This window comes from Bifidobacterium sp. ESL0690 (genome assembly GCF_029392315.1).
In the GTDB taxonomy this organism is placed as follows: Bacteria; Actinomycetota; Actinomycetes; order Actinomycetales; family Bifidobacteriaceae; genus Bifidobacterium.
The window spans coordinates 432,056-458,187 of record NZ_CP113939.1; the positions used below are offsets into that span (position 1 = coordinate 432,056).

General features: G+C 58.4%; 36 protein-coding genes and 1 tRNA gene. 14 read left to right on the forward strand and 23 right to left on the reverse strand.

Features of this window, described 5'->3' with window-relative positions; all coding sequences use genetic code 11:
• Positions 1-32: 32 nt before the first annotated feature.
• The 21 genes from OZX62_RS01555 to OZX62_RS01655 all read right to left on the reverse strand — a co-directional run bounded on the left by OZX62_RS01555 (position 33) and on the right by OZX62_RS01655 (position 10,253).
• Entirely contained in the window at positions 33-440 is a 408-nt protein-coding gene (locus OZX62_RS01555; RefSeq protein WP_277176299.1) for a hypothetical protein, read from the reverse strand.
• Positions 441-443: 3 nt separating this feature from the next.
• The gene (locus OZX62_RS01560) at positions 444-827 is read right to left on the reverse strand and encodes an HK97 gp10 family phage protein (protein WP_277176301.1); all 384 of its coding nucleotides are present in this window, start codon (positions 825-827) and stop codon (positions 444-446) included.
• Positions 805-1,254: a hypothetical protein gene (locus OZX62_RS01565; protein ID WP_277176302.1), complete on the reverse strand. Its 450-nt coding sequence runs from the start codon at positions 1,252-1,254 to the stop codon at positions 805-807. Before OZX62_RS01565 ends, OZX62_RS01560 begins: the two co-directional genes overlap by 23 nt.
• A gap of 13 nt (positions 1,255-1,267) precedes the next feature.
• Entirely contained in the window at positions 1,268-1,630 is a 363-nt protein-coding gene (locus OZX62_RS01570; RefSeq protein WP_277176303.1) for a hypothetical protein, read from the reverse strand.
• Complete coding sequence (locus OZX62_RS01575; protein WP_277176304.1) at positions 1,627-1,920, reverse strand: hypothetical protein; 294 nt, start codon at positions 1,918-1,920, stop codon at positions 1,627-1,629. Before OZX62_RS01575 ends, OZX62_RS01570 begins: the two co-directional genes overlap by 4 nt.
• A gap of 71 nt (positions 1,921-1,991) precedes the next feature.
• On the reverse strand, positions 1,992-3,590 hold the full coding sequence (locus tag OZX62_RS01580) for an HK97 family phage prohead protease (RefSeq protein WP_277176306.1): 1,599 nt from the start codon (positions 3,588-3,590) through the stop codon (positions 1,992-1,994).
• Positions 3,587-4,078 (reverse strand): phage portal protein, encoded by a 492-nt coding sequence (locus OZX62_RS01585; RefSeq protein WP_277176989.1) that lies wholly within the window; start codon positions 4,076-4,078, stop codon positions 3,587-3,589. The genes OZX62_RS01580 and OZX62_RS01585 overlap by 4 nt, the downstream gene beginning before the upstream one ends.
• Positions 4,063-4,710: a phage portal protein gene (locus tag OZX62_RS01590; protein ID WP_277176307.1), complete on the reverse strand. Its 648-nt coding sequence runs from the start codon at positions 4,708-4,710 to the stop codon at positions 4,063-4,065. The genes OZX62_RS01585 and OZX62_RS01590 overlap by 16 nt, the downstream gene beginning before the upstream one ends.
• A gap of 100 nt (positions 4,711-4,810) precedes the next feature.
• Positions 4,811-6,262, reverse strand: a complete 1,452-nt coding sequence (locus OZX62_RS01595; protein WP_348519298.1) for a hypothetical protein — start codon at positions 6,260-6,262, stop codon at positions 4,811-4,813.
• Positions 6,259-6,576 (reverse strand): hypothetical protein, encoded by a 318-nt coding sequence (locus OZX62_RS01600; RefSeq protein ID WP_277176310.1) that lies wholly within the window; start codon positions 6,574-6,576, stop codon positions 6,259-6,261. The genes OZX62_RS01595 and OZX62_RS01600 overlap by 4 nt, the downstream gene beginning before the upstream one ends.
• A 114-nt stretch (positions 6,577-6,690) precedes the next feature.
• On the reverse strand, positions 6,691-7,434 hold the full coding sequence (locus OZX62_RS01605; RefSeq protein WP_277176311.1) for an HNH endonuclease: 744 nt from the start codon (positions 7,432-7,434) through the stop codon (positions 6,691-6,693).
• Positions 7,435-7,436: 2 nt separating this feature from the next.
• Positions 7,437-7,622 carry a helix-turn-helix domain-containing protein gene (locus tag OZX62_RS01610; protein ID WP_277176312.1) on the reverse strand — a complete coding sequence of 62 codons (186 nt, stop codon included), beginning with the start codon at positions 7,620-7,622 and terminating at the stop codon, positions 7,437-7,439.
• Entirely contained in the window at positions 7,619-7,840 is a 222-nt protein-coding gene (locus OZX62_RS01615) for a hypothetical protein (RefSeq protein WP_277176314.1), read from the reverse strand. Before OZX62_RS01615 ends, OZX62_RS01610 begins: the two co-directional genes overlap by 4 nt.
• A 12-nt stretch (positions 7,841-7,852) precedes the next feature.
• On the reverse strand, positions 7,853-8,203 hold the full coding sequence (locus OZX62_RS01620) for a hypothetical protein (RefSeq protein ID WP_277176315.1): 351 nt from the start codon (positions 8,201-8,203) through the stop codon (positions 7,853-7,855).
• Positions 8,203-8,475, reverse strand: a complete 273-nt coding sequence (locus tag OZX62_RS01625) for a hypothetical protein (protein WP_277176316.1) — start codon at positions 8,473-8,475, stop codon at positions 8,203-8,205. Before OZX62_RS01625 ends, OZX62_RS01620 begins: the two co-directional genes overlap by 1 nt.
• A 374-nt stretch (positions 8,476-8,849) precedes the next feature.
• Positions 8,850-9,035: a hypothetical protein gene (locus OZX62_RS01630; RefSeq protein WP_277176317.1), complete on the reverse strand. Its 186-nt coding sequence runs from the start codon at positions 9,033-9,035 to the stop codon at positions 8,850-8,852.
• Positions 9,035-9,229, reverse strand: coding sequence for a hypothetical protein (locus OZX62_RS01635; RefSeq protein WP_277176318.1), 195 nt, complete (start codon positions 9,227-9,229; stop codon positions 9,035-9,037). Before OZX62_RS01635 ends, OZX62_RS01630 begins: the two co-directional genes overlap by 1 nt.
• The gene (locus tag OZX62_RS01640) at positions 9,229-9,366 is read right to left on the reverse strand and encodes a hypothetical protein (protein WP_277176319.1); all 138 of its coding nucleotides are present in this window, start codon (positions 9,364-9,366) and stop codon (positions 9,229-9,231) included. The genes OZX62_RS01635 and OZX62_RS01640 overlap by 1 nt, the downstream gene beginning before the upstream one ends.
• Positions 9,363-9,593, reverse strand: a complete 231-nt coding sequence (locus OZX62_RS01645) for a hypothetical protein (RefSeq protein WP_277176320.1) — start codon at positions 9,591-9,593, stop codon at positions 9,363-9,365. The genes OZX62_RS01640 and OZX62_RS01645 overlap by 4 nt, the downstream gene beginning before the upstream one ends.
• Positions 9,590-9,850 (reverse strand): hypothetical protein, encoded by a 261-nt coding sequence (locus tag OZX62_RS01650; RefSeq protein ID WP_277176321.1) that lies wholly within the window; start codon positions 9,848-9,850, stop codon positions 9,590-9,592. Before OZX62_RS01650 ends, OZX62_RS01645 begins: the two co-directional genes overlap by 4 nt.
• A gap of 1 nt (position 9,851) precedes the next feature.
• Positions 9,852-10,253, reverse strand: a complete 402-nt coding sequence (locus tag OZX62_RS01655; RefSeq protein WP_348519303.1) for a helix-turn-helix transcriptional regulator — start codon at positions 10,251-10,253, stop codon at positions 9,852-9,854.
• A 105-nt stretch (positions 10,254-10,358) separates the two neighbouring features.
• Here OZX62_RS01655 and OZX62_RS01660 point away from each other — a divergent pair, with 105 nt between their 5' ends.
• Entirely contained in the window at positions 10,359-10,637 is a 279-nt protein-coding gene (locus OZX62_RS01660; protein WP_277176992.1) for a helix-turn-helix transcriptional regulator, read from the forward strand.
• Here OZX62_RS01660 and OZX62_RS01665 read toward each other — a convergent pair.
• A tRNA-Met gene (locus tag OZX62_RS01665) sits at positions 10,594-10,670 on the reverse strand. The genes OZX62_RS01660 and OZX62_RS01665 overlap by 44 nt on opposite strands.
• A 117-nt stretch (positions 10,671-10,787) precedes the next feature.
• On the opposite strand from OZX62_RS01665, the gene metA reads away from it, so the two are divergent.
• The 10 genes from metA to nucS all read left to right on the forward strand — a co-directional run bounded on the left by metA (position 10,788) and on the right by nucS (position 20,390).
• Positions 10,788-11,834, forward strand: coding sequence for a homoserine O-succinyltransferase (metA, locus tag OZX62_RS01670; RefSeq protein ID WP_277176323.1), 1,047 nt, complete (start codon positions 10,788-10,790; stop codon positions 11,832-11,834).
• Positions 11,835-12,132: 298 nt separating this feature from the next.
• Entirely contained in the window at positions 12,133-12,948 is an 816-nt protein-coding gene (gene atpB / locus OZX62_RS01675; protein WP_277176324.1) for a F0F1 ATP synthase subunit A, read from the forward strand.
• Between the two features lie 182 nt (positions 12,949-13,130).
• Positions 13,131-13,358 (forward strand): ATP synthase F0 subunit C, encoded by a 228-nt coding sequence (atpE, locus tag OZX62_RS01680; protein ID WP_277146158.1) that lies wholly within the window; start codon positions 13,131-13,133, stop codon positions 13,356-13,358.
• 58 nt (positions 13,359-13,416) lie between these two features.
• Positions 13,417-13,950 carry a F0F1 ATP synthase subunit B gene (locus OZX62_RS01685; protein WP_277158693.1) on the forward strand — a complete coding sequence of 178 codons (534 nt, stop codon included), beginning with the start codon at positions 13,417-13,419 and terminating at the stop codon, positions 13,948-13,950.
• 63 nt (positions 13,951-14,013) lie between these two features.
• On the forward strand, positions 14,014-14,841 hold the full coding sequence (locus OZX62_RS01690) for a F0F1 ATP synthase subunit delta (RefSeq protein ID WP_277176325.1): 828 nt from the start codon (positions 14,014-14,016) through the stop codon (positions 14,839-14,841).
• A gap of 90 nt (positions 14,842-14,931) precedes the next feature.
• Complete coding sequence (gene atpA / locus OZX62_RS01695) at positions 14,932-16,560, forward strand: F0F1 ATP synthase subunit alpha (protein ID WP_277176326.1); 1,629 nt, start codon at positions 14,932-14,934, stop codon at positions 16,558-16,560.
• Positions 16,561-16,563: 3 nt separating this feature from the next.
• The gene (locus OZX62_RS01700; RefSeq protein ID WP_277176327.1) at positions 16,564-17,574 is read left to right on the forward strand and encodes a F0F1 ATP synthase subunit gamma; all 1,011 of its coding nucleotides are present in this window, start codon (positions 16,564-16,566) and stop codon (positions 17,572-17,574) included.
• 8 nt (positions 17,575-17,582) lie between these two features.
• The gene (gene atpD, locus OZX62_RS01705; RefSeq protein ID WP_277176328.1) at positions 17,583-19,076 is read left to right on the forward strand and encodes a F0F1 ATP synthase subunit beta; all 1,494 of its coding nucleotides are present in this window, start codon (positions 17,583-17,585) and stop codon (positions 19,074-19,076) included.
• A complete protein-coding gene (locus OZX62_RS01710) occupies positions 19,076-19,369 on the forward strand; it encodes a F0F1 ATP synthase subunit epsilon (protein ID WP_277176330.1) in 294 nt (97 codons plus the stop codon). Before atpD ends, OZX62_RS01710 begins: the two co-directional genes overlap by 1 nt.
• A 316-nt stretch (positions 19,370-19,685) precedes the next feature.
• Positions 19,686-20,390, forward strand: a complete 705-nt coding sequence (gene nucS / locus OZX62_RS01715) for an endonuclease NucS (RefSeq protein WP_277176332.1) — start codon at positions 19,686-19,688, stop codon at positions 20,388-20,390.
• 229 nt (positions 20,391-20,619) lie between these two features.
• On the opposite strand, the gene OZX62_RS01720 is transcribed toward nucS, so the two are convergent.
• Complete coding sequence (locus OZX62_RS01720) at positions 20,620-21,588, reverse strand: FKBP-type peptidyl-prolyl cis-trans isomerase (protein WP_277176333.1); 969 nt, start codon at positions 21,586-21,588, stop codon at positions 20,620-20,622.
• Between the two features lie 225 nt (positions 21,589-21,813).
• On the opposite strand from OZX62_RS01720, the gene OZX62_RS01725 reads away from it, so the two are divergent.
• The 3 genes from OZX62_RS01725 to OZX62_RS01735 all read left to right on the forward strand — a co-directional run bounded on the left by OZX62_RS01725 (position 21,814) and on the right by OZX62_RS01735 (position 26,074).
• Complete coding sequence (locus OZX62_RS01725; RefSeq protein ID WP_277176334.1) at positions 21,814-23,862, forward strand: hypothetical protein; 2,049 nt, start codon at positions 21,814-21,816, stop codon at positions 23,860-23,862.
• Entirely contained in the window at positions 23,859-24,875 is a 1,017-nt protein-coding gene (locus tag OZX62_RS01730) for a hypothetical protein (RefSeq protein ID WP_277176335.1), read from the forward strand. The genes OZX62_RS01725 and OZX62_RS01730 overlap by 4 nt, the downstream gene beginning before the upstream one ends.
• Before the next feature lie 206 nt (positions 24,876-25,081).
• Positions 25,082-26,074 carry a tetratricopeptide repeat protein gene (locus OZX62_RS01735; RefSeq protein WP_277176336.1) on the forward strand — a complete coding sequence of 331 codons (993 nt, stop codon included), beginning with the start codon at positions 25,082-25,084 and terminating at the stop codon, positions 26,072-26,074.
• The last annotated feature ends 58 nt before the right edge of the window (positions 26,075-26,132 follow it).

Sequence of the window (26,132 nt, forward strand, 5' to 3'; positions counted from 1 at the left end):
CTCCATCGCTTCCTTCTCGGCCTTCAGGATCGCTACAGCAGTGCCCCAGTCCCGTTCATCGGGTTCGGGCTCATGTCGCCACTGCCAGGGAGTGCCGCCGAATCGGTCGGCGAGGATGACGCTGAGCTCGCTGAGGCTGCCGGCAGGCCAGACGGAGGCAAAGGGTCATAGACATTGGCCTCCTCGCTTTCGTCCTCCGCGTTGTAGTTGATGGTGGCCACGGTCTGTGCCCACTGTTCGAACGTCTGGCCTGGCTGGATTTTCCCGGCCTTGCGCAGCGCGGCGTATGACGCGTAGGCCATAAAGCTGATGGGCGAATCGTCCGGGGTGCCCCAGCCGTTCGCCTTGGCGTAGCGTTCGGCCTGCATCGACTCGAAAAGCGTGGACTTGCACGTTTCCGTGCGTCCGTCCGTGTAGGTCAGTTCGGTGTGCTTGCTCATTGCTTATTCTCCTTGTACCTGGTTGATGATTTTCTGGATTTCCTCGTTGTAGATGTCCACCCATGCCGGCTCGGTCTGCTTGGCCGCGTCCGTGAGGAAGGTGTTGGGTTTGATGTGGTGGCCGGGCCAGCCCCAATGGATCGGGGCCGCGTAGGGAACGCTTTTCTTGCCGGCGCGGATGACGCCGGCCTTCTGGGTCGCCCCGGCGCGTATCGAACGCTGCAGCGCCCCGCTTCTGACCGGCACCCGCCCCTGCGCCGCCGGCACGACGACCTGCGCGGCCTTCTTGTTGACGTTGCGCAGGTCCTTGGAATCGGCCCCGGCCTTGCGCAGGGTGCGGGCCAGCTGGCTTGCACCCTTGACCTCAATCAGCGATTTGCCGGTCAACGGCCTGCGTCCCTGGCTGGGTCGAAGGGTCGTAGTGCTCGAGGTTCGAGACCGCGAAGCTCACGTCCTGGTCGTTCTGCTTCTTGACGTCCCCGCCGAAGCCGACCGGCGCGATCAGCGCGTCGCCCGTGAAACCGAGCGACCCCTCCTTGTTCGGGATGAACTTGAACGGCAGGCTCTTGCCGGCGTTGTCGAAGCACCACACGGACAGCCCGTCCTTGCTGAAATCCTCCTTGATGGTCGCCTCCAGCGTCCAGTTGGTCTTCTGAGCTCCGGCCTCGTCGTGCCCGTCGAGATAGGTGTTCGAGTCGTCCGTGTCGGTCTTGGGCGTGAGCGCGGCCTTGGTGCAGTCCGCGTCGAACTTCTTCTCCTGGCCGTCCTCGCCGATGATGAGCTGGCCGGGGCCCAGCGTTCTGATTTTCGCCATTTGTTTTCTCCTTTTAGTCGAATGGGTTTAAGGTGATTTTGTAGGCCGGCAGGTCTCCGCTGTTTCCGTAATTCCAGGTGACGGGTTCGGCCTTGTCCATGTTGATGTGGTCTTTTCGGAGTTTTTCGAGAACCTTAATGATGACGTCCATTGCCGCAGCCTGCGTGGCGGTGGTTCCGGCGACCACGCAGACCGACCATGTGACGGTCGACAGTTCCCAGCCTTCGTATTCGATGTCGGGCGGGTCGATGAAGACGGCCGCCTTTCCCGGCAGAGGCTGGACGTTCTGGGCGTCGATGGTGACTATGCTCACGAGGCTGCCGACGCTGTCAGTCAGCATCTCGATGAGCTCGTCTCGCTGTTCGATGACGTTCATGCGACCACGAACCTTCCCGTAGGCACGCCCACCGCGTTGAGTTTCGGCCATACGCTGCGCAGCGGGTCGGTGCTCACATGCACCGCATCGACCGTTCCCTCCGACGAGGCGTTGCTAAGCGACATGACGCCGAGCCTGGCGTTGCGGGAGTTGTACAGGTCGGCCGCACAGCTGATGATGCAGTCGGCCATCACCTCGTCTGGCACTTCGTGCTTGCCGGCGGCCGACTTGACGTAGGCCTTGGCGCTGGCGAGCTTGGCGTTGAGCCGCTCGTCGTCGCCCGCCGGCATGGATACCTCGTCACGCAGGCGTTTCAGCAGCTCCGCATCGTCCATGGTTTCCGGCTTTTTCTCGTCGGCCATCATGCGGCGAACTTGACGGGGATGAGGCCCTCGGCATGGGTGGCGGCCACGGCCATGTATCCGTAGACGCTGAAGTCATTGGTCAGCGAGGTGATGTTGCCGTCGGTGAGCTGCGTGGGGCCGCCGGATTCCCAGACGGTCACGGCTTCGGGGTCGATGAAGCATGCGGTGCCGGCCGGTGCCTTGGGGAGCATCTGGACGGGCAGGCGCAGGAACTCGCCGGCGATGCCGGTCAGGTCGAAGCTGCCGAGCGTGTCGCTGCCCTTGCCGGAGATGTCGAGGAACCGGTCGCCGGTGTCCTTGAGCTTGATGAGGGAGAGCATGATATCCTTGCTGACCCCCAGGCGTGTAAGACTCACGTTGCGGTCATCGGCGAGCTCAGCGGCATCGATGATGAGCGAGGCCCACTGGTCGATGGTCATGCTGTCGATTGCGGCGGGCGCGGCGACGTTGTTGGCGTCCTCCTCGGCGTCGCGCTGGGTGGCGATGGTCTTGTAGAGATAGTTGCGCACGGCGGTCTCGGTGGCTTTGGCGTAGGCGTTGTTCAGTGCCTTGAGCGCGGTGTTGAGCATCGGGGTGGTGCTGCGCTCGATGGTCTGCCGGCTGAGCTTGGTGTAGCCGCCGTAGGTGTCGATGCCGACCGATTTCGTGCCGAACGTGATCTTGCCGAACTTGAGGCCGCTGCCTTCCTCGTCCTGCTTGTCGACGAGCGTGGTGTCGCCGGTGACGACGTTGTACTCCATCGTCATGCCCTTCTCGGGCAGGGTGTCGTGGGTGAGCAGGTTGGTGACCTTGCGGCGCTGCTCGATGAGGCGCAGATCGTCGGCGATCCAGGTGGCGGTGTTTCCCGTGTCCTTGGTGACGATCAGTTCGCCGGCGTCGCGCATGATGTTGGCTGCGCCTTCCTCGCCGTGGACGAGCGCCTGCAGGTATTCGCCGTGGCTGCGGTATTCTCCGCCGAGCTTGGCGGGCGGTTCGGGGCTGAGGCCCTTCGCCAGCGCGGCCTTCATGCTGCGCTGCTCTTCCTTGAGGCCGTCCAGGGTCTCCTTGAGTTTTTCGTCCATTTTCGGTTTCTCACTTTCGGTTGTTGGGTTGTTGGTGAACGTTTCATTGCGCTGGCCGGTGATGACCGCGTCGGGATAGGCTGGGATTCCGGTGACGGCAACCTCGCACAAATCAACCTTGCGGCGGTGCACCTCGGTCACGCCGTCGTCGCTGTACTCCGTCCGGTTCTCGACGGGCGAGAACCCTACCGAGAAGCCGTCGTAGACACCGTCGCGCACGAGCTGCGCGGTCTCGCGGCCGGCCACGGTATCGGAGAGCTTGGCGGTGATGTGCAAACCGTCGGCTTCGCGGCTCATCGCGGTCACCTTGCCGACCAGTTCGCCATGCGAGCGGCTGACCTTGACCGTGTTCCGATCACCGAAATCGGTATCAGGGTCGAACACCTCCGCGTAGTCACTCCACATCTGATAGCGCGTGTTAAAAGGGACGGCAATGCCGGTGATCTCCGTGCCGTCGCCCTCCTTCGCATCGCGCACCTGGATGCCGCGCATGTCGAGCGTGCGCCGTTCCATAAGCCTTGCGTCGTCTGTCATTGTTCGATTGCCTCCTTCTGGGGCTCTGGTGCTGCCACGAGAGGCGGAAGGCCTTCGCGGGCGCGTACCTCGTTTGTTGTTATCCACTGCGCATCGAGCGCCGACTTGTAGGCGGCGTACCGGTCGGACATGTCAGCCCGGCGCGAGCTGTCCCAGTCGAAGCGGGCGTAGCGCCCGCGTGGCAGGAGCCGGTCGAACAGCTCCTCGATTTCGCCGGTGTACGCGGCCAGCGTGTAGTCGGCGAACTCAATCCAGCTCTGCTCGATGTTCGAATAGGTCAGGTTCGAGCCGTCGACGGCCGCGAGCATGATGCTGGCCGGAATGCCGAGCAGACGGGCGATTTGCGTCGTATCGAACTTCTGCGTCTCGAGGAATTGCAGGTCGGCCGGCTTCATGTCGAGTGGGACGTACTTGAGGCCGTTCGAGACGAACTTCGTGCGTCCGGCCCCGTCGTCCTTGTACCAGTCATCTTTCAGCGATTTGAGCAGGGGTGGGCCACGTCTTTGTCGGTGGTCACGTAGGCTTTGATGTTGCTGCCGTCGGTGTAGAACTTCGTCTTGTAGTCGCGGGCCAGCTCCGCGCCCTCGACCTCCTCGCGGGCGGCCGATATGGGGCCGAGGCCGCGAAGCCGGCCGGGCACGTTGAGAAACTTGCAATGCACGATGTCATCGGCGCTGTAATCTCGGCCGAGATAGCTGTAGCGAAGCCTCGGGCTCGCCGGGTCGCTGCCGTCATCGGAGACGACCACGAGCGTGGGCGGCAGCACCTCGCATGAGACGACCTCGCCGCCGAAACGAACGAGGCGCACGAACGCGTTGCCGTCCAGCACCATCGAGGCGACCATGTCGCTCAGGAAGTCACGGCGCGAACGGTTCACATCGGGGTGCTCGACCAGGGAGCTGGTCGAATCGAGCTTGAGGCCGTTGCGCATCTCATGGATCGGCAGGCCGGTGATCGCCGTCTGCAGAACCTGCACCCCACGGAACACGGTCGAAAGCTGCAGGGGGTCGTAAGCGGTTTCGCGCTTGGGCGGCTTGATGCCCTCGGGCATATCGTCCAAAGCGTCGGCACCGCGCTTGACCACGTTGCCGGCCAGCTTCATGCGCTGCCACAGTCCCATTCGCTCGTTCATGCCACCGATGATGCAGCGCCGCCCGCCGGTCCGTCCAGAAAAGCGCGGTCAAGTAACGTCAGGTACGTTCAAGTAGCGTCAAGTAGATTCACACGATGACCGGCACGACGTTGGCCGGCTGATGGTTCACACCCCACGCAGCGAGCATGCAGCTCTCGAGGGGGCTGGTCAGCCCCGTCGAACGCCGGCGGGTCACCCGCCAGGCGTCACCGCTCCAAGTTCTCGCCGAGTTCGCGGCGCTGGCATCCAGCTCAGGGTCGGCGGCGTGCGTGACCCCGTGGTTCTCCAGACCGCTCACATACGACTGGCCTATCGTCAGATAATCGGCGGCCGAAAGCTCACAGAACCGCAGAACCGGATACCCGTATTCGTCGGTGATATGGCGAAGCCGGTCGGATAGGTCGGAGGCGGTGCCCTTGGTGTCGATGGTGACCGGCGCATGGTAGGTCTCGGCCAGCCGTTTTATCTCGTCGGGCGCGTAGCCGGTGCCGTCAAGCACCTTGAGCAGTTGGGTGGTTATCGTCCCGTCCCCGTTTTTGATGCCGGCGCTGATGCTCGTGTGGGTCGCGTCCACATCGACGGCGACGCCCAACGTCACCGGGCGCGAGCCGATTTTGCCAGGCGTGACGGGAGTAGAAGCAGTGTCGGCCCAGAGGCGTTCGTCGATGGCACGGTCGATGGTGCCCTCGTCGCGCCGGTTGCCGAACGCGCGGGCCCAGCCGGCCGCGTCGCCGTCGAACAGGTCGCGGAAATCCTTGAGCTGGCTTTTGCCCCAGAGCAGGCCGGCGGCCGGATGATAGCGCATGATCGCGTCGAGGTCCTCGGGGTTCTCGTCCGCCGGCAGCCCCCAGTCGAACCAGCAGGTGCGCCGTTTCACGTCCCCTTCGCGGCACGAGTCCAAGCGCTTGTTGAAGAAGGTCGAGTCGGAGGTGCCCTCGGTGCTGGTGATCCACACCTGGGGTTGCACGCCCGTGGCCTTGAGTCTCGTGGCCATCGTGGGCAGGAACCCGTCGAGAATCGTCTTGCCGGTCTCCTCGCTAAGGCTGAACGCCTCGTCCAAAGTGATTTTGTCGCCCTGGACGCCGTGGCCGGCGACTTTGGTCACGCTTTCGGGCATGATGACGCTGCCGTTGATGAACGGCTGGCTGATGTCGCCTGCCCCGAGGTACGGGCGAGTGGTCGCGGCCACCAACGGGGACGCCTGGATCTGTTTCAGGTATTTCTTGAAGTGCTTGCTGGCGTCCTTGCCGGTCTGCGCGAGATAGTAGATGAAACGGTTCGGCCCCCACAGGGCGTTTCGGGTGTCCTCGGTGTCGATGAGCGTGGACTTGCCGCATTGGCGCTGGGTGGTCAGGATGACGGTGTTGTAGAAATAGGTGCCGGTGTCCGGGTCGATTTCCCCGGCCACGTCGGCGACGTATTGCTGCCACGGCAGAAGCGGCGTGCCCAGGAGAGCCGCGAAACGGCCTACGATCGGGCCGTCCGTCTCCCGTTCGAAATTCCGGGCCGTACCGCCGCGCATGGGTGTCATCGCCGTCATTTCGCCTGCGATTCCGTGAGCAGCGAGGCCAGCGAGCCGTCAATCTCGGGCGTCTCGGGGTAAAGCTCACGCAATGAGGCCATGGTGTTGTTGTACGACTCCATGAGCGTCGAGATGTTCTTGGGCGATGCCGCGGAATTGTAGCGGTCGATGTTGTAGGCGATGCATATCAGCGAATTGGCATAATCCTCAGCCTCGGCCTTGATCGTATGCTTCTTGAAGAATCCGTCGATGAACTTGCGTGTGCTTTTTTCCTTGAAGTGGCTGTAGTTGGTGATTTCCTCGAATCCCTCGAATGTCCCTTGCTCTTCCAAGTCTGTGCCTCCTTTTCGTTGGTATTCTGCCATTTTCTAACTTTTTTATCTGGGTTCGAGAGAATAAAAAAGTTGGCGCGGGGTGATTTGGCACCCGGCCGTTTTAAAAAACCGTCACCACTCCGGCCGGCCGGACGGCACGGGCGACGAGCGCAGGCCAAGGGCCGCGAGGCGGACGCGGCGCACGCTCTGCCTCGAGTCGATGAGCTGCTGGCTCAGGTGCAGCGCGTACCACTGGCGGGCCGTGAGATGAGCGCCCTCGTTGCGCCGCTCCGAGTCGAGACGCGGGAACACCACGTCCGCGCCCGGGTCGACCACATGGATGTCGTAGTCCAGGGCAACCCACTCGTCCAGCATCCTCGGGTGCTTGCGGCTCATCGGCAGGCTCTTGATCAGCCACACCTGCACTGGCGCGTTGATTCGCACCAGGCTCCTGTAGGCACCCTGCCACGCCGACTGGGCTGTGCCGATGAGCGGCGCGGTCGGCCCGTGCTTCACATCCACGCCCGGCATGAGCGCCTCGGCCAGCCTGTCGAAGTCCAGCACCAGCGCGTCCGCATCGGCGTGCTCGGCGACGAACGTGGTCTTGCCCGCGCACGGCGGGCCGATGACCGCATGGATTGTAGCGCCGTAACCGCTCAGCACGCGGTTGCTCCGCGAGATGTTGCAGGCAAGGCAAGCCCGCCGGATGTTCGCCACGGTGCCGCGCCCGCCCGCCTTGAACGGGATGATATGGTCGTCAGAAGCGCCAACGCCCTTGCATCCCGGCAGCTCGAGCCAACAGTCGTTGCCGTAAAGGTCGATGACCTCGGTGCGCACCCTCGGGTTGATGGTGCCTCTCGTCCTTCTCTTGGCCATCGTCACTCCCTGCACGATCTGAGGTAGGCGTCAATCTCTCGCGGGTCGTAGACCACGGGGCTGTTGACCTTGCTGCCTGGCTTTATCCCCGAGATGTCACCGGCCTTGCGAAGTCGCCTGAGCGTGGACTTGCTGCAATGCAATATGCCCAACACCTGTTCCTCGGTCAGCAGCTTCACGAAGCTCATTCGTCCTCCTCGAACCTCACGTCCTGCATTTCGTGCAACACGGCCTCGCACGCATAGTTCAGCGCGTTCCTGCGATCGGTTCGGTCTTCAATCGCGTGGCCCAGCTTGGCTTTCCAGTTGTCCCATTGATCACGGGTCACGTACGCCAGCGGCACGCTCGTGGTGAGCGCGCCCGTCGTGTCGGTGTCCTCGAGTTCGATGATCACCCGTCGTTTCATTCCCTTGCCTCCTTAGAAGAGCGTCCTGGCGACCTGGTCGGCCTGCTGCAGGGTTTTCGGTCTCGGCGTTTTCTTCAATACTTCGATTTTCCCGTTGCACCATTCGCGGAACTTACGGGTGTCTACACACCAGTCGGCACCGGTGCAGTAGACGTCGAGCCCGTAGCGTTTCAGGTCGCGCAGCTCCCACACGTTCGACAGTCCCAGGGTCGGGTTCGCCTGGAACGAGGTCAGCTCGGTGCTGCCGACCCTGCCGGCGACCTTGTCGAGCTCGTTGGCGAGGTACTGCAGCGTCTGCGCCTTGTCCCACGGGTCGCCCCACGGGCTCAGCGCCTCCATCACGGTCGGTTTCACTTTCTTCATCAGTCCACCAGCCAATCCCACCGGTCCACGTACCTGGCCAGCGCCTTCATCAGCGGCTTCACGCGCCAGACCTGCTCGTGGTGCCTGCGGAAGTCATGCCTGGGCATGTGCTTTTCGGCTATGAGGGTCTGCAGCTCGCGGTCGAGCAGGCCCGAATGCCGGGTGAGGTCGGTCTTGGTGACATCGTCGCGCCCGCAGCGTTCCAGCCAGGCGAACAATTGCCTCGCCTGCTGCTTCAAGCGTTCCCGGTAGCTGAGTTCGTAATACCCCATCGTGGTTCCTTTCGTTTTCCTGTCCCTTTCGGGTGGTGAGGGGTTAGAGGGTCAAGACCTATTCAGGCTCGCCAACACGCGGCTGGCAGGTCTGAAAATTAGGTCTTGCATTGGCTTTTCGGTATGGAGCCGGGCCGTCGATACACAAGAGCGCTTACGCGCCGGGAATGGTCCCAACGGACGGCCCACCACAAGTGGCAAAGCCGCCAGATTCCGCCTTAATCGGCACCGTCCGTCGGTCTGGAGCAGAATTTCGTCCCTCGAATGGCGCGACTGCCACGCGCCCGCCATTCCGGGTGCTCAATCCCGGCTAAGCCGTCTCGGGGTATGGCCTACGCCCCTCACAGACATTCCGTTATGAAACGATCCTGGAACTAATGGGGATGGCGCGCAGCCTCGTGCCGGTCGAACATGGCCAGGGCGTCGCGCAACTGCCGCTGGAACTGCCTCGCGTCGTCCGGGGCGAGCAGAAGCCTCGTCTGCAGGTCGCCCGAGTCCACGCGCACATCGAAATACGGCGCGCACGCCGACGTATACATCACCTGAGTCTTCGTGGCCATCACTTGGCCTCCTTCAACGCCTGGTTGACGGCCCTGCGGATGACCTGCAGGTCGCCCTTCGTCAGACCGTCGACCGATACGTCCTCGCCGCCGGCGCGAATATCCATTCGGAACAGGAACGGGCTGCCCGGTGTCTCGAGCTCCCTTGTTCTTTTGACCTCAAAATCACCGCTACCGTTATCGAAAACAGCCATCACTCACCCCTATCCGCCAGGAACATCGCGCCGCACAGCAACGTGAGACCCAGCAACCACCAGAAACCCATCACCAGCGCGATGATCGTCACCGGCAACAAGCAGATGCACGCCACGATCTTGCAAGCCGTCCTCATAGCGTGATCGTCCTCTCTTCTGGCGGCAGTACCGCATATTGATGCGGCAATAGAAGCGGCTGACAGCGCGCCACTATGCGCTCTTCGGAAATCATCTTTTCGACGGCATCCGTTTCCGTTTCCGCCGAAATGCCGCCGAGGCCGCCTTCATTGTTGACGCCGACCACATCAAAGACCTGCCTGCCTTTGAAGGAACCGTTCTTATGTACCTCGTAAACAGGAATCATGACGCGTTCTCCTCGACGTCAGCGGACGGCTGCTTCGCCTCCGGTAGCCAATGTTCGTGGCCGTCGTTGGCCTCGCGCTGCGCCTCGTTGATCGTCTCCCTGATACAGGCGAGGTCGAAGTCGTCGAACTTCAGCTCGATGTCATCGCTGTAATGGCCCATGTTCAGGACGAACCTGAACATCCGCCGGTTGGCATCGTCGTTGCCCTGGTAATTGATCTCCAGCAACGCGTTATCGTAAAGCCTTGCAGACGCCATGCTATTCAACCTCCATTGGTTCACGGCCGAGAAGATAATCCGTACTCACATGGAATAAATCGGCCATCTTGATTAAATCGGTTGTTGTAAAAGAGCAACGCCCGTTCATTTTTAATGAAACAGTTGAATCAGAAAGACCAATGGCGGCCGCCAATTGTTTCTGGCTCATTGACCGATTTTTTAGCAAGATTGCTACGCGAATCGGTAACATTTGTTTCACTAAATAATTTGCCATACCAATATTCTTAGCAAATCTCTTTAGCTTTGTCAAAATAAATACTTTAATTTGACAAAACCAAATTTTGTGAGAACATATTATTTGGTAAGACTCAATAAAGGAGAAAATATGTCGAGTATTCTTAATCTTCCGGGCGCAGGAACGTTGCCTCAGCTGGCGAAACAGGCATCTGAGCTTTCAAAACAATATGAAGCGATAAAAGAACCGTATGAATCGGCCGTAAAACTGGCAAAGCAATATAAAGAAATGATCAAACCACTTGAAGGTATTATGGAGCTTGCTCGAAAGCAGAGCCAGATTTATCGCGGGGCGGTCGATTTGCAGGAAACTGTGACTCACAATCTTAAAAGTTATATGACTGAGCAAAAGGTTAATCAGCAGCAGCTTGCAGAGGCGCTCGGTCTTAACGCGTCAACAGTCTCTCAGAAGATGACAAAACGGGTGAACTGGACATTAGATGACATAGAAAAAGCCTCAGAATTCTTTAAAGTAAATCCTGAGGCGTTGGTAGCGGGGTCAGGATTTGAACCTGAGACCTCTGGGTTATGAGCCCAGCGAGCTACCGAACTGCTCCACCCCGCGACGGCTGTTTAAGACAGCAATAATCTAGATTACGGGTAATGGCACAAAAGTCAAATCTTCGGCGCGTTTTTTGCTATGAGGGCAGAAACTGGGCAGAAGTGCGTCCATAATGGAACCATGCCTATCAAGATTGCCAGCGGACTGCCGGCGCGTGAAATACTCGATTCGGAGCGCATCTTCGCCATCGAGAAACCGGAAGCGGAGCAGCAGAAGATCCGCCCCCTGAAATTGGTCATCCTCAATCTGATGCCCAAGAAAATCGAGACGGAAACCCAGCTGTTGCGCCTGATTTCCAAATCACCGCTGCAGGTCGACATCGATTTCATGAAAACTTCGACCCACGAGTCCACCCATGTCAGCGCCGACCATCTGCTCAAGTTCTACGAGAATTTCGATGAGTTCAAAGATAATTATTACGACGGTCTGGTGGTTACCGGCGCGCCGGTGGAGCAGCTTGATTTTGCGCAAGTCGATTACTGGGACGAGCTCACACAAATCCTCGATTGGGCGCAGACCCACGTCTTTTCGACGATGTACCTGTGTTGGGGGGCGATGGCCGGCCTCAACTACCGTTACGGCATTCGCAAAGTGAATTTCAAAGAGAAGCTTTTCGGCGTGTTTCCGCAATATCTGCAGGATGAATACTGTTTCATCACCAACGGTTTCGACGAGATTTCGTTGCAGCCGCATTCGCGCGTTGCGGGCATGAACGAGGACGACATCGCGAAAAATGAAGACCTTCAAGTCCTCACTTGGGGTCCGCAGACGGGTTCCGGTCTGATCGCCGCGCGTGATTTTTCCGAGGTTTTCGTGCTCGGCCACTGGGAATACGGCAAGTACACGCTTCGCGACGAATACGAGCGCGACAAGGCCAAAGGCCTTACGAACGTGCCGTTCCCAGCCAATTATTTCCCGCACGACGACCCAACAATGGAGCCGCTTTTCTCATGGCGCGCCCACGCGAACCTGCTCTGGCGCAACTGGCTCAACTGGGTCTACGAAACCACGCCGTACGACTTGAGGGAGGTTCCAAAACTTCGCGCAGAGAAAAAATTGGGCACTGACCGTTCTATTCGACACGAGCCGGGCGCGCCGCGTAGCGATTACTTCAAACCGCTCGAGAATGACGGATATGGGCTCATTGCGAACGCGACGCAACGTTGAAATATTGAGGCAGAAAATACCTCAATGATGCTGATAATTATTCCCGAATACTAATATTTCCAGTAAATGTGAGCGGATTTACAATTTTTCGGGAATTCGACGTACAATCGTCACCGGCCGTTCGTCGTTGGAGGCTCGTGTGGGTGCGTAAAAGCCTCGCATACTTCCGAGATGAATGCAAGGCTACAGGCCCGAGAAGTGAGATTGTTGGCAATTCGCATCGATTTGTGGAAAGTTACATTTTCATTTCCGCCAAGTGGAATAGACTGGGAAGCCTGAGATAAATCAGGGAGGACATATGATCGAAGCTGTTGGCGCGAATATGTTGTTGGCGTCGGCGTCCGGCGCGGATTTGCCGGGTGTCAACGACTTCCTGCCTCCGGAGATTCTTTTCCAAGGCACGCCATTCGCTATCAACCGCATCATTCTCATCCGCATCGTCGCCACGATTCTCCTGCTCATCATTTTGGGCATCACCGCGGCCCGTGCCAAGCTCATTCCCGGCCGCTGGCAGGGTCTGATCGAATTCGGCATGGACTTCGTACGTGACAGCGTGGTGTACGAGACCATGGGCGAGTTGCGTGGCAAGCGTTACGTGCCGATGATCACCACCCTGTTCTTTACGATCTTCTTCTTCAATCTCTTCGGGGTCATCCCCGGAGCGAATATGGCTGCGACGGCCACGATTACCATGCCATTGGTCTTCGCCATCTGGGTTCTGGTGCAGTATTGGATCGCCGCGTGCCGTGAAAAAGGACTTTGGGGTTACATTCGCGATGAATGCTTCACTCCCGGGGTGCCGTGGCCCGTCTACATCCTTCTGGCCCCGATTCAGCTGCTCGAGTTGGTCATCATCCGCCCGGCATCGCTGACGATTCGACTGTTCGCCAACATGATTTCCGGTCACCTTACGGTCGCCACCTGCCTGGCGTTCGCACAGTTCTGGATGATTGAATCCTCCAACAAGATGGTCGGCGTGCCGGTTGGCGCGGCATGGTTCCTCGGCGGCATCGTGATGACACTGTTCGAAGTGTTCGTTGCCTTCCTGCAGGCCTATGTCTTCTCTATTCTTGCGACGGTCTATATCAACCTGAGTTATCCGGAGGCCGAATAGTCAACGAATAATCAGATATATAGTCGGATTGAAATGATATTGCGGCCTCGCCTGAAGTTAAGGCGAGAGAACAAGACACAAGCTGCAAACAATTAATTTTTACAATTGAACAAAACAACAAAGCAGTAACCAAAGTTGTACCGGTTTTTTTAATGCCGACACGGCACTGGAAAGGAAAACAAATGGATATCATCACTCTCGCAGCGGTTTCTGGCAACCTGAGCGTTATCGGCTACGGCCTGGCCACCCTCGGCCCGGGCCTCGGCCTCGGCATTCTCTTCGGCAAGGCCATGGAGTCCACGGCTCGTCAGCCCGAAGTCAGCGGCAAGATCCAGATGATCATGTTCATCGGCCTGGCTCTGGTCGAGGTTCTCGGCCTGCTCGGCTTCGTCGCCGCTCTGGTGCTCTAAAGCCAAACCAGCAACAAGCGAAAACAATGACAGAAACGAACGATGAAAGGAGATCACGATGACATTTGCTGCCTCGAAGGGCATCAACCTGTTTATTCCCAAGGTCTATGACATCGTATGGTCCCTGATCATTCTTGCCATAGTCGCTGTGTTCTTCTACAAATTCTTCATGCCCAAGTTCAACGCCATTTTCGACGAGCGCGCCGAAAAGATTCAAGGCAACATCGACAAGGCCAAAAAGGCCAAGGAAGATGCGGACTCGGCCAAGAAGAAGTATGAGGACCAACTCAACCACGCCCGTGTCGATGCTTCTAAGATCACCGACAACGCTCGCAGCGAGGCGACGAAGATCATTTCCGACGCCCACACCCGTGCGGACAAGGAAGCGGAGCAGATCACCACGAATGCCCAGCGTTCCATAGCCTCGCAGCAACAGCAGGCGATGGTGACGTTGAAGAGCGAGGTCGGGACTTTGGCCACGGCTCTTGCCGGTAAGATTCTGGGCTCCAAGCTTCAGGACAGCGACGTGCAGACCAACATGCTCGACGACATGATCGACGATCTCGACAAGAAAACGGACAATACGAAGTGACATGTTCCGCCAATCGCCGGAATATGTTGCAGCACAAGGATTTCAAGGGAAGTGAGGTGAACAATGCGAGGAGAAGCGTCAATCAGCGCTGATCGCACATCGCGTGATTCTCTGGCCCCGAAGCTGAGGGCGAAGGGAACGGACGCGTGGCGAATCGGCGAGGAGCTGTTCGTTGTCACCAATCTGCTCGACCACGAGGCGTCGGTGGAGCGTTCGCTCACAGACCCGTCCCGGCCTACCGCCGACAAGGTCGCGCTGATCAAGACCATTCTCGCCGATCAGGCCGATCCCTTGACGGTGGAGATTCTGAACGATTTGGTCTCACGCAATTGGAGCCGGGTCAGTGATATCGCCAACGCCGTGGAGGATTTCGCGGTCGACGCGATGATGTATTACGCTGATGCGACCGACAGCACGCTTGCGGTTTCCGTCGAATTGGCACAAATGCATTCCGCGTTGCTCAAGATGTCGGTGTTGCGTTCCAAGCTTTCCGACGATTTTGCACCGGCTAAGGCGCGTCTTGATCTCCTGCACGCGGTCTTCGGCGATGCGAAGCTCAACAAAGTGACCATGAGACTGGCCGAACATGCAGTCGCCAATCCGCGTCATCGCCGCTTCCTTGAGACGCTTGAATGGCTTATCGCCAAGTTCACACGCCATATGGGTCAGTCGATGGTCACCGTCACCACGGCCACGCCGTTGAACAAGACACAGATCAAGCGACTTACTGAGATCTATACGAACAAGCTCGGTCGCCCGGTGCATATCAATTCATCGGTCGACCCCTCGGTTCTCGGCGGCATGCGTGTGCAGATCGGAGCGGATGTTACGGACAACACCGTCGCCGCCCAGCTTTTGCAGTTGCGCCGCAAAGTGACCACGGAAATGTGAGTGGCACGAACGGTACCGGAACAACAAGGTGCCCAAACAGCATCTGTACAAAGACTTATCAGTCAACAAATTAATCAATAAGGAGTGATCATGGCAGAACTTACCATTGATCCTGCGAATGTGCGAAAGGCCCTCGACGATTTCGTCGATTCGTACACGCCCAGCGATACTCCCACCCAAGAGGTGGGCTATGTCGCCACGGCCGGCGATGGCATCGCGCATGTAACGGGACTGCCTGGTTGCATGGCCAACGAGCTGCTGACGTTTGAAGACGGCACGCTCGGCCTGGCTTTCAACCTTGATCCCCGTGAGATCGGCGTGGTTATCCTCGGCGACTTCGCAGGTGTCGAGGAAGGCCAGGAGGTACGGCGCACCGGAGAGGTGCTTTCCGTGCCGGTCGGCGACGGCTATCTCGGGCGTACGGTTGACCCTCTGGGCAAACCGATCGATGGCTTGGGTGAAATCAAAAGCGAAGGCCGCAGAATTCTCGAGGCGCAGGCCCCGGATGTGATGCATCGTCAGCCCGTTGTGGAACCGCTTTCCACGGGCTTGAAGGCCATTGACGCGATGACACCGATTGGCCGTGGTCAGCGACAGCTCATCATCGGCGACCGCCAGACCGGCAAGACCGCCATCGCGATCGATGCGATTTTGAACCAGAAGAACAACTGGGAGAGCGGCGACCCGAAGAAGCAGGTCCGCTGCATTTACGTGGCTGTCGGCCAGAAGGGCTCCACCATCGCCTCCGTGCGTCAGAGCCTTGAAGAAGCAGGAGCGATGGAATATACCACCATCGTGGCCAGCCCGGCTTCCGACTCCGCAGGTTTCAAGTACATTGCCCCCTACACCGGCTCGGCCATCGGCCAGCACTGGATGTACAACGGCAAGCACGTCCTCATCGTCTTCGATGATCTGTCGAAGCAGGCCGAGGCTTACCGTTCGATTTCCCTGTTGCTGCGTCGCCCGCCGGGGCGTGAGGCTTACCCGGGAGACGTCTTCTATCTGCATTCCCGTCTGCTCGAACGTTGCGCCAAGCTCTCCGATGATCTTGGTGGCGGTTCGATGACCGGTCTGCCGATTGTGGAGACGAAGGCGAACGATGTGTCCGCCTACATCCCGACGAACGTCATTTCCATCACCGACGGCCAGATCTTCCTGCAGTCCGACCTGTTCAATGCCAACCAGCGCCCAGCAGTGGACGTCGGCATTTCGGTCTCCCGCGTCGGTGGCGCGGCCCAGACCAAGGCGTTGAAGAAGGTTTCCGGTACCTTGAAGATCTCGCTGGCACAGTATCGTTCGCTGCAGTCCTTCGCGATGTTCGCTTCCGATTTGGATGCGGCTTCCAAGGCGCAGCTGACGCGTGGCGCCCGCTTGACCGAGCTGCTGAAACAGCCTCAGTTCTCCCCGTATTCGATGGAGCAGGAGGTCGTCTCCGTGTGGGCCGGTACCCACGGCAAGCTCGATGATCTCGACATCGCCGACGTGTTGCCCTTCGAGCATGGTCTGCTGGACTATCTCGAGCACAACACCGATATTCTGAAGACGATTCGCGACACCGAAAACTTCACCGATGACACGGAGAAGGCTTTGGACGCGGCCGTTGAGGAATATCGTGGCAACTACGTGACCAAGGCCGGCAAGCCCTTGGTCGTAAAGAAGCCTGTCGCTACCACGCCGACGAAGATCGAGCAGGAAAAGATTGTGGCGGGGGATAAGTAACCCATGGCTTCGCAACTCGGATTGAAATCACGTATCGCCTCCACTACGTCGTTGGGCAAGATTTTCAACGCGCAGGAGATGATCGCTTCTTCGCATATCGCCAAGGCACGCACCGTGGCGTTGAATGCGAAGCCATACAGCGACGCGATTTTCGATGCCGTCCAGGCGCTGGCCGCACATACCGATATCGATCATCCGATTGTCAAGTCCACGGAAAAGAACCCTCGGGTCGCCGTTCTGGCCTTGACGTCGGACCGCGGTATGGCCGGTGCCTATACCTCGTCGATTATCCGCGAGACGGAATCGTTGCTTGCGCGCCTCGATAAGGCGGGCAAGGAGCCTCTGCTTTATGTTTACGGCCGTCGCGGTGTTTCCTATTATCATTACCGCAATCGCAAGATTGCGGCGACGTGGGAAGGCAACACCGACCAGCCGGGTGCGGAAACCGCAAGGGAAATCGCCGACCGGCTGTTGGAAGACTATATGAAAACGGCCGCGCAAGGCGGTGTCTCCGAGCTGTATATCATCTTCACGGAATTTGTGAACATGGTGGTGCAGAAGGTTCGTGTGCTGCGGATGCTGCCGGTCGAGCTCGTGCGCAACACCGACCAGAAGGCAGGTGGCGATGCAGCGACACAGCCTGCCGTCGACACCAACGCCAAGTCCGAAAACGGTAGTGCGACCTCTGCGGCAGCTACGGTGGCCGGGGATGTGACATCGGTGGCGAAAACCGATCAGATGTCACCGCTCTATACCTTCGAGCCGAACGTGCACAAGGTGCTCGACGCGATTCTGCCGAAGTACGTGCAGTCGCGTATCCACGAGTGCCTGCTGACCGCGGCCGCCTCCGAGACGGCAAGCCGGCAGAATGCCATGCACACCGCGACCGACAACGCCAACAATCTGATCGATTCGCTTACGCGCCAGCTCAACGCTTCGCGTCAGGCCTCGATCACCCAGGAACTTACTGAGATAATCAGCAGCGCAGACGCGCTGAATAAAGAGGAAGAGTAGGAACGCACATGGCAGAAAACGAGTCAACGGCTCAGTCCAGCGCGACCTCCGCCGACCAGCCGAAAGATCTGAACGCCGGACGCATCACACGCGTCCAGGGTTCGGTGATTGATGCCGAATTCCCGGCGGGGCACCTGCCCGACATCTACAATGCCCTGAAAGTCAAGATCAGCAACGTGGGCAACACCGAAGGCGAGACCGTCAAGGAGATTACCCTTGAGGTCGAGCAGCAGATCGGCGATTCCACGGTGCGCGCGGTCGCATTGAAGCCTACCGACGGCCTCGTGCGTGGCGCGACGGTCACTGACACGGGCGGCCCCATCGAGGTGCCGGTCGGCGACGTGACCAAGGGACATGTGTTCGATGTTACGGGCAACATTCTGAACAAGAAGCCTGACGAGAAAATCGAAATCAAGCAGCGTTGGTCCATCCACCGCAATCCGCCGGCCTTTGACCAGCTCGAAAGCCGCACCAAGATGTTCGAGACGGGCATCAAGGTCATCGATCTGCTGACCCCGTACGTCGAGGGCGGCAAGATTGGCCTCTTCGGCGGCGCAGGCGTGGGCAAGACCGTGCTGATTCAGGAGATGATTCAGCGCGTGGCACAGAACCACGGCGGTGTCTCCGTATTCGCCGGCGTCGGCGAGCGTACCCGTGAGGGCAACGACCTGATCGGCGAAATGGGCGATGCAGGCGTTTTGGAGAAGACCGCGCTGGTCTTCGGCCAGATGGATGAACCCCCGGGGACGCGTCTTCGCGTGCCGCTGACGGCTCTGACCATGGCTGAGTACTTCCGCGACGTCGAGAACCAGGACGTGTTGCTCTTCATCGACAACATCTTCCGCTTCACGCAGGCGGGTTCCGAGGTCTCCACGCTGCTCGGCCGTATGCCGTCCGCAGTGGGTTACCAGCCGAACCTGGCCGACGAGATGGGCTCCCTGCAGGAGCGCATCACCTCGACCCGTGGTCACTCGATTACTTCGCTGCAGGCCATTTACGTGCCCGCCGACGATTACACCGACCCGGCCCCGGCCACGACCTTCGCCCATTTGGATGCGACCACCGAGCTTTCTCGTGACATCGCCTCCCAGGGCATCTACCCGGCCGTCGACCCGCTGTCGTCCACCTCGCGAATCCTCGATCCGCGTTACGTGGGCCAGGAGCACTACGACACTGCGAACCGCGTCAAGGCGATTCTGCAGCGCAACAAGGAACTCCAGGACATCATCGCCCTGATCGGTATCGACGAGCTCGGCGAGGAAGACAAGACCACTGTCAACCGCGCCCGCAAGATCCAGCAGTTCCTCGGCCAGAACTTCTACGTCGCGAAGAAATTCACCGGCTTGGAAGGTTCGTACGTTCCTGCTGACGAGACCGTCGAGGCCTTCAAGCGCATCTGCGACGGCCAATACGACGAGCTTCCTGAGCAAGCGTTCAACGGCATCGGCGGTATCGATGACCTTGAGCATAAGTGGCACGACATGCAGAAGGAACTTGCGTGATGGCCGGCTCAACGATGAAGGTGAATATCGTCGCCTCCGACCGCCCGCTGTGGGCAGGTGTCGCGAAGTCCGTTTCCATCCCCGCGAGCGAGGGTGGCATGGGCCTTCTGCCTGACCATGAGCCAATCTTGACGGTGATTGACAAGGGCACGGTTTCGGCCATTGACGTTGACGGCAACCGTCACAGCTTCGAAGTGACCGACGGGTTCGCGTCTTTCGATTCCAACTCGCTGACCGTCGCCGTGGAAACCGGCGTGGACACCAAGAAGAATCCGACGGCAACCGCGGAGTAATGACTCGGCCAGTCCGTTGGCGACTTTCGTCAATAAGGCGGAGACACTGATACATTCGGTGTCTCCGCTTTTGTTATCATTACAGCAGTGATAAGGCTGGACAGAGAGGTCTGGAATTTTATGAACGAGGATTCTTGTAAATCAATAGGTACTGTCGAACGAGAGCTGTTTGTTTCTTCATTCGAATATTCAGTATTGGCGACCGAGGATGAGCCGTTAAGTGAGTTGATGACGCTTAACGAGGTGAAGGCAAGATTGCGCGACTAGTAACGCATATGAAGTTTTTCGTTCTTACGGTCCGGGTAAGGTAGCCAACGTGCGAATTATTGTTGCTGACTGCTCTGCCGTCTATTCCGGAAGGCTCAACGCCTCGTTGCCCATGGCCAAGCGGGTGCTGATGATCAAGGCCGACCAGAGCCTCCTGATTTTCTCTGAACTCGGCTCCTACAAGCCGCTCAACTGGATGGCCGCACCTTGCACCATCCGTGAGGTCACTTCGGAAAGCAACGCCGAGAATGTCGATGAGCAAACTCCCGAAAAGGTGTTCCGTGTGGCCGCGCAGAAGTCCACCGACGTGCTCGAAGTGACGGTGCAGCACGTCTATTCCGACGAGACCTATGATTTGGGAGAAGACCCGGGGCTCGTCAAGGATGGTGTTGAAGACCATCTTCAGTATTATCTGGCCCAGCAGATCGAGCGTATCGGCAAGGGCGCGAAGCTGGTGCGTCGCGAATATCCGACGCCCGTCGGCCCAGTCGACATCATGGCCATTGACGGCAACGGGCAGCACGTCGCCATCGAAATCAAGCGTCACGGTGGCATCGATGGCGTCGAACAGCTCACGCGTTATGTCAAGCTCTTGAACAAAGACCCGTTGCTCGCTCCGGTTCGCGGTATGTTCGCCGCCCAGACCATCACCCCGCAGGCCCGTGTCCTGGCGACTGAGCGCGGCTTCGATTGCCTTATCCTCGACTATGAGGACATGAAAGGCACCGACGATGACAGTCTCCGGCTTTTCTGAAGAAAAGAGCGGTTACTGAAATTCACGAATCTGCCAGTTCCGCATTCGGTTGCATTCGGCTTTATACTTAGCTGCGTTCACGAGTTCTGGCATTCCGTCGCTTTGCCAGATTTATTTTCATCACTGCGAGTGCAGGCGTTATAACCTATAAAAATTCCCGGACACCACGCAATGTGGAATATCCGGGAATTTTGTTGGCCTTATTTATGTATTGGATTCACCAGCCAACTTACTGCTGAGCCTGCATCTGGCCGTAATCGTAGAGAATGTCGACCACGAAGTAAAGCGTCGAATTGGCGGGAATCTTGGATTGTGCCTGGTTGCCATATCCCAAATCCGGAGGAATGACCAGCAGCACTTGGGAGCCGACCGTCTGCCCGGCCAGCCCTTGAGTCCAGCCCTTGACGACCTGCTGGAGCGAGAATTGCGCGGCCTTGCCGCGATCCCACGAGGAATCGAACTTTGAAGGCTTACCGTCTGCGCCCATCACCCAACCGGTGTAGTGTGCGTCGATGGTGTCGGTTTCAGCGACTTTCTTGCCCTTGCCCTTGATGAGCGGCTGGACGACGAGGTTGTTGCCGGGCTTGTAACCGTTGAAATCAATGGACGGCGCGCCCTTTTCGTTGAGCGTCACCTTGGGCAGGTCCGCGGGAACGTCTGTGACCTTGTCACCCTCGGCGCGGGTCATCGGTTTGGACTGGGAAACGATGGTAATCGCCATGATATAGGAGGTGCTGGCTTTGTTGTGGTCATTGACGCCGAAGGCCACGGTCGAGTTGATTTTCTGGTTCTTCAGCACGTTGTAATAGGTCTTGCCCGTGCCTTCCTCGTTCATCACCATCGAGCAGTCGGGGGTGTTCTTCTCCCAAGTGCTCATCATCTCGCTGCCATCCTTGGCGTTCAACGCGACGCCCTGAACGCAGATGTGATTGTCTTTTTGAAGCGCGGCTCCGTTGCCTTTTTGCAGCACGGCGTAAGAATTGTTGACCACGCTCATCGGGGTATGGAAGGTGATTTTCGGCTTTTTGCCGAGCTCTCCGGTGGCCTTGACTCCGGCCATCTGCGTGCCATCCGAGGTATCGGTGGCTTTGTTGTTATTGTCGTTGCCGGATCCGCAGGCGGCCATGCCGAAAGACAGAGCGATGGCGCAGGCTGCTGCGAGAATGCGACCGAATTTTCGCGAGTGATTGTTGCTCATGGTTCACAACATTAGCCCTGAACCCTGATTTACCGCGCGGGCTATCACTTTGTAAGGATTACACCGGTCGCTTTCATCTGTGAACAAAAGAATCAGTGAAAGTCTTATCGCCGGAATTTCAAGGATTGATAACGATTCGTGCACACGGATTATCCCAATCGGGGTGCGGCAGGCAACGTTTTTCCCAGCTTTCTTTCGGATAGGCCCTGTAGAATATAAGACAATATGACTTCAACACACGATAGACAGCATAAACACAACGCAAAGCCGACGAAACACGCGACCATCATGCGTGGCGTCGTTGCGCCGATTTTCGGGCTGCTCGCGGTGTTGTTCATCGTTTTGGGGGTACTGAACCTGACCGTCTGGAAGCCGGCTCGCGAAGTGAGCGCGACCACTTCGGTTTCAGGTACTCGTTATATCGTCACCGATTCAGGGATGCTGAATCTGCTCGGCAAATCCGTCAATGTAAAATTGAGTACTCAAGGCAACTCGACGAAAGCCTCATCCAAATCCGATAAAGACGCAACGCAGACCTGTGTGGCCTTGGGCAATGCCAAAGATGCCACTGGCTGGCTGGCGGGCCAAAATTACACCAGAGTGACCGGGCTGGAAAACTGGAAGAAGCTTTCCACCAAACTCGCGAACGGACCAAAGATCACTGCAACGTCAGGTGGTGATGAGGTCTCGTTCAAGAACTCTGATATGTGGACGAACGTAAAGTGCGGCGATGCGGCGATTGCCTTCAATCTCAATGATGTAAAAAGCGATCAGGTGGTGATTATCGATACGGGGGCACCGACCAAAAAGTCGACGCAACCGAGCGTGAACATCACCATGCATTGGGTGCGCGACAAGGTTCCTAACCATGCGCTGCCGTTCTTCATCGCGGCCGGCGTGTGCGTGGCCTTTACGATATTGTGTGCTTCGTTCTTTGCGATTATGGCCAACGAATCGTTCAGGCGCAAGCGCGAAAAGCGTCGCAAACTGCGTGAGAAGGCGAAGGCCGAAGAGGTTTCCATTTCCGAAGCCATGACGGGGAGCATCGCCGTGCTCAAGACGAGTCTGACGCACTCGAGCCATAACCATCGTCCATCGCACAAGATCCAGCCCTCCGATTTGGCGGGTTCAGCTTCGGACTCGGCGACGGGCTTAGCTGAAGACGGTACGGACGCTTCTTCAAGTAGTGACAGTTCGCTGCTCTCCGGTTCAAGCTCGGAAGGCGGGCTTTCGGGTGCGGATGGTTCCGCTCCAAGCATCATTGACCCGACCAGGCGCAATCTGGTGGCCGATATGCAGATGCAAAATAATACGGATAATACGGACGAAAGCGTGGGAAGCGAAACAGGCGTTGCCCAAAGTGACGAGCCTGAAGGCGGTACATTCTCTGATGCATCTCAAATGGATGGCATTGATGTCGCCTCTGATGATGCGTCTCATGGGGATACCGCTTCTGTGGTTTCCGATAATGCGTTTGGTTCCCACACACAAATTGATGGCGGCGTTAACGAAAGTCAAAGCGGTAAAAATGAGACCGGCCGAACTGGAAGTGGTGAAACCGACGCTGCCCAGCTGCAAAGTGCCGAACCGGAAGGTTCCAGCCAAACCGCGTTTACGGTGGATGAAATTTCCGGGCATGGAACCGGAAACGCTGAAACTGCAAATACGGATGAAAGCAATCACGGCATAAGCCGGTTCGCGCGTCATCGCGGCAAGCCGGAGCAGGAATCCGTGTCGGATGCCACGGCATCGGTGACTTCGTCTGGCCGGCATTCTCGGCATGCTGCTAGGCACGGCGGCGTCGGTAGTCTCAATGATTACGCAATTGCCGATGGTTTCAGCTATACCGGTGATTTCGGCAATCACAGCAATGCCGATAGTCTCGGTAATACCGATAATCAAGGCAACAATGCCACTTACGACAGCCACAGCAATGTCAACGACCATGAAGAAGCTGCCGATTACAGTAATGCCAACGTGTCCGTCTCGCTCGACCACTCGGAAGACGGCGCGGAGTCCGGTGATGCTCACCATACCGGCGCGCAAAATAGCGAGGCCCGCACGGCTTCAAGTGCCGATGAACTGATCGATAAATCCCACGAGCAGGCCGAAACCGATGTAATTTCGGAGGACGCGCTTCGTGAGTATTTCGCTCGTCTCTCTACTGAAACGTCGGGCGGCGACACGGCGGATAACGAGGCCGAGGGTGCCCAAGCCGGCTTAGGAACAGCCAGCGGAACGTCGGATGCACAAGGGGACGGGAAAAACGCATGAGCTCGAAAAATTCGAAAAAACTGTTGAAAACAGTAACCGCCGCGGCGCTTGCTATGGCCACTCTTGTCGGTGTCGCTGCATGCGGCGAGCAGACCCCGCAACCGCAGGGAACCGAATCATCCACCCAGACACCCGACATCACCGAAGCGCAGGAAAAGGCGATTCGTAAGGATATTCTCGCCGCGCTTGACACTTCGGACAAGGCCAAGACCCCGGATGGTCTTTCCGCGCGGGTCACCGGCCCGGCGCTCGAGGTGCGTACCAGCGAACTGGCGATTGCGCAGGCCACCGGTGCAATGGATCCCAAGGCCATCATCCCCAAAGACATCGCGCAGACCATCATTCCCACCCAGTCCGGTTGGCCGCGTTCCGTGTTCTCCATCACCACCACCACGCAGGACCAGCAGTCCAAGCGACTTCTGGTGATGACCCAGGCCAGTCCGCGCAGCAATTACAAGCTGTGGGGCGTCGTCAGGCTTTTCCAGGGCGCGAAGCTGCCGGAGTTCGCCATTCCCACTATCGGGGCCAGCATGGGCTCTCCTGACGATTCTGGGCTGCCGATTTCTCCGCAGCAGACCGTGGACGACTATGCGGATGTGTTGACGCACGGTACGCAGAGCAAGTTCGCTTCGAAATTCAGCAACGATTATTTCCGTGACGATCTCGCCAAGCTCTCCGCCACCGTCCAGCAGGGTATGGAACGCAACCATGGCACGCAGACGCAGACCTTCACACCGGCCAAAGGCCAGATTTCGGTGATGCGCTCTACCGAAGGCGGCGATTTGGTGGTCGCTCAGATCAATTCGGAATGGACGCGCAGTGCGGGCGAAGGGCGCGAATCGCAGCCGGCCAGCGACGCCGAGCGTGCGCTGTTCGGACAAGGCAAGGCTACGGCCACCATGAAAGTGACGTATGTCAACGTTCTGGCCTTCTACGTTCCACCTGCCAAGTCCGGCAAAAAGGTGGTCGCGGTAGGTGCCGAGCGCCAGCCCATCAAAGTCGAAGCGGTCTGAACTGTACGCCGATTAAGGTCAAGTCGCTGTAGGTTCTTTAGGTTGTCTGTGGGTTGTCGACATGTTGTAGGTTTCCTTGACTCTTGTTTGTGGTCCGCCGTCAGGTAAAGCGGCGTTCTGCGGTGGCGGGCGACAGGTAGATTAGACATTGTTATATACGTTTCGGCGGATAGTGAGTCTTGTGTTGCAATAGCGCAGGGACTTGAATGAGAAAGAAGGCACTTTTGGCAGCAGCGAATAATCCTCAGTCGAATCCGGGCATTTCATTGGCGGGTGCGGTCGATCTGAGTTCCATCAAACATCAGGTACAGGCAGAGCCGGGTCAGGCCGGTGGCGCACCGAGCGCGGGGGGTTACGTCATCGATGTCACGGAGGCTACGTTCCAAGCGGTTCTGCAGACTTCCGCTACGTATCCGGTTGTGCTGCTGTTGTGGATTCCCACTGACGACCGTCTGTTTGCCATGGCCAAGACGCTTGGTGACGCGGTCAATGCGATGAAGGGTCAGGTTCAGCTTGCTCGCGTCGACATCAACGCCGAACCTGGCATCGCCCAGGCCTTCCAGATCAAGGGTGCGCCGGCGCTGTTCGCGCTTATCGGCGGTCGGCCGATGCCGATTCTTGAGGGATTGCCGAGCGATGAGGAACTGACGCAGATTACCGACACTTTGCTGCCACAGATTGTGCAGCTTGCTCAGCAAGCTGGCGTCACGGGCACCGCACCGTATTCCGGCGATCCCGATGCCGATGCTGCTGCGGGCGATGGCGAAGCAGACGCGGCCGAACAGGTGCCACCCGAACACCAGCAGGCCCACCAGCTTGCGGCAGACGGCGACTACGCCGGTGCCGCAGAAGCCTATGCTCAAGTACTCGAAGCGAATCCGAACGACACCTTGGCCGCCCGCGAGCGTTCCAAGGCTTTGCTGCTGGCCCGTTCCGGCAGGGCTGATGTGCGCGAGGTTCGCGCGGCTGCCGCCGAGCATCCCGACGACGTGGACGCGCAGCTCGCTGTCGCCGATATCGATATGATCGGCGGCCAGATCGAGGATGCCTTCTCGCGGCTCTTGGACTTCCTTGCCGCAGGCCACAAGGCCGACCTTGAGCCGGTGCGCAAGCGTCTGCTCGAGTACTTCGTCATCCCCGAGCCCGATGACCCGCGCCTCAAGGCCGCTCGTCGTCGCCTCTCGATGTTGATGTACTGAGGCTTCTGTTCTCTGGTCACTTTTCCACACCCATGTGCTGAGTCTCAAGTCAGACCAT